Source organism: Rubrivirga sp., assembly GCF_049648075.1.
In the GTDB taxonomy this organism is placed as follows: Bacteria; Bacteroidota; Rhodothermia; order Rhodothermales; family Rubricoccaceae; genus Rubrivirga.
This window is the reverse complement of the sequence record NZ_JBARYR010000480.1, coordinates 1-1764: the sequence shown is the minus strand read 5'-3', so window position 1 is coordinate 1764 and position 1764 is coordinate 1. Positions and strand designations below refer to the sequence as shown.

The window sequence follows — 1764 nt, the reverse complement described above, 5'->3', positions numbered from 1 at the left end:
CATCGCGCTGGCGCTCAATGCGTGGTGGGGCGACCGGCAACAGGCCCAGGAGGAGTACCGTCTCCTCACGGCGCTCCTCGCCGAGGCCGACGCCAACGAGGCGCGCCTCGCGCGGATCGTCGCCTTCCACGGCGCCCTCAAGGAGACCGCGACCACGCTCCTGGCGGTCTCGGCCGACCCTGCCTCGGAGGTCGCCGCCGACTCCGCCGACCAGCTCCTCACCGACATCTCGTGGTGGGGCAGTTACACCACCCTGGAGTCGGCCGTCCTCGACGCGGCCGTCCAGGACGGCCAACTCGACCTCGTTCAGACCGACTCACTTCGGCGCTTGCTCGGGACGTGGCACACCGAGCTCGCGGCGGTCCGGGCACAGGGCGAGCAGGAGCTGGCCCACTACCAGGACGTATGGGTGCCGCTGCTTAGGTCCGAGACCGAGCTCGCCCAGGTCTCGAACCAGGCCGAGACGGTCCCCGGCAGCGGCGACCCGTACCAGGGCGCGACGCTTCCTGCCCCGCCGACGCCCACCGACCACCGACCCCTCCTCCAGAGCCGGGCGTTGCGCAACGCGCTCGTGCAGAAGGTCTGGATCGAGGACGACGTGCTCTACAAGTACGGCCAGCTCGACGGCCTCTTGCGGCGCATCCGCGCCGCGCTGGAGCGCGAGCTCGGCGACCGCTCCGACGGAAGCCCGTGACGGCCCCCGGTCCGCTTCGACCGTCCTATCCATCGACCCCGCTTTCTCCCGGCGACTCGCCGACATCCTTACGAACCCCATGACCGACTCCCAGACCATCTCAGCCTACGCCGTCCACGAACCCGGCAGTCCGCTGGCGCCGTTTACCTACGAGGCCGGCGCCCTCGGCCCCACTGAGGTCGAGATCGACGTCCTCTCCTGCGGCATCTGCCACAGCGACCTGAGCATGATCGAGAACGAGTGGGGGATGACCCAGTACCCGCTCGTGGCGGGCCACGAGATCATCGGCCGCGTCGCCGCGACCGGCCGCGACGTCGAGGGGCTGGACATGGGGACCGTCGTCGGATTGGGCTGGCACGCGGGCTACTGCGGCCAATGCGCCTCCTGTAAGACGGGCGACCAAAACCTCTGCGCAACGGCCCAGGGCACGATCGTCGGCCGCCACGGTGGCTTTGCGGAGACGGTGCGGGCCGACGCGGCCAGCGTCGTCGCGATCCCCGACGGGATGGACCTGGAGGCCGCCGGGCCCCTCCTGTGCGGAGGCATCACCGTCTTTAACCCGCTCGTCCAGTTCGACGTCAAGCCGACGGACTCCGTGGCCGTGATCGGCATCGGCGGGCTCGGGCACCTCGCGCTCCAGTTCCTCAACGCCTGGGGGTGCAGGGTCACGGCGTTCACGTCGAGCGCGTCGAAGCGGGAGGAGGCCCTCGAACTCGGCGCGCACCACGTGCTGAACTCGCGCGACCCCGAGGCGATGGCCGCCGCCGCAGGCTCGTTCGACTACGTGATCTCGACGGTCAACGTCAAGCTGGACTGGGACGCGTACGTCGGCACCCTCAAGCCGAAGGGCCGGCTCCACTTCGTCGGCGCCACGCTCGAGCCCCTCGACCTGGGCGTTTTCCCACTGATGATGGGCCAGCGCTCGGTCTCCGGCTCGCCGGTCGGCGCCCCGGCGACGATCGAGCAGATGCTCGCGTTCGCGCACCTCCACGACATCAAGCCCAAGGTCGAGGTCTACCCCATGAGCGAGGTCAACGCCGCGGTCGACCGGCTGAAGTCCGGGGAGGCGC

2 protein-coding genes are annotated in these 1764 nt (G+C 70.2%); both read left to right on the top strand.

The genetic code is table 11. The annotated features are described in order from the left end of the window. Positions 1 to 694, top strand: a 694-nt coding sequence (locus tag WBA11_RS13595) for a hypothetical protein (RefSeq protein ID WP_424521213.1), incomplete at its 5' end; no start/stop codon positions are given. A gap of 79 nt (positions 695 to 773) precedes the next feature. Next, the coding region (ahr, locus tag WBA11_RS13590) for an NADPH-dependent aldehyde reductase Ahr (protein WP_424521212.1) at positions 774 to 1764 on the top strand (991 nt) is incomplete at its 3' end.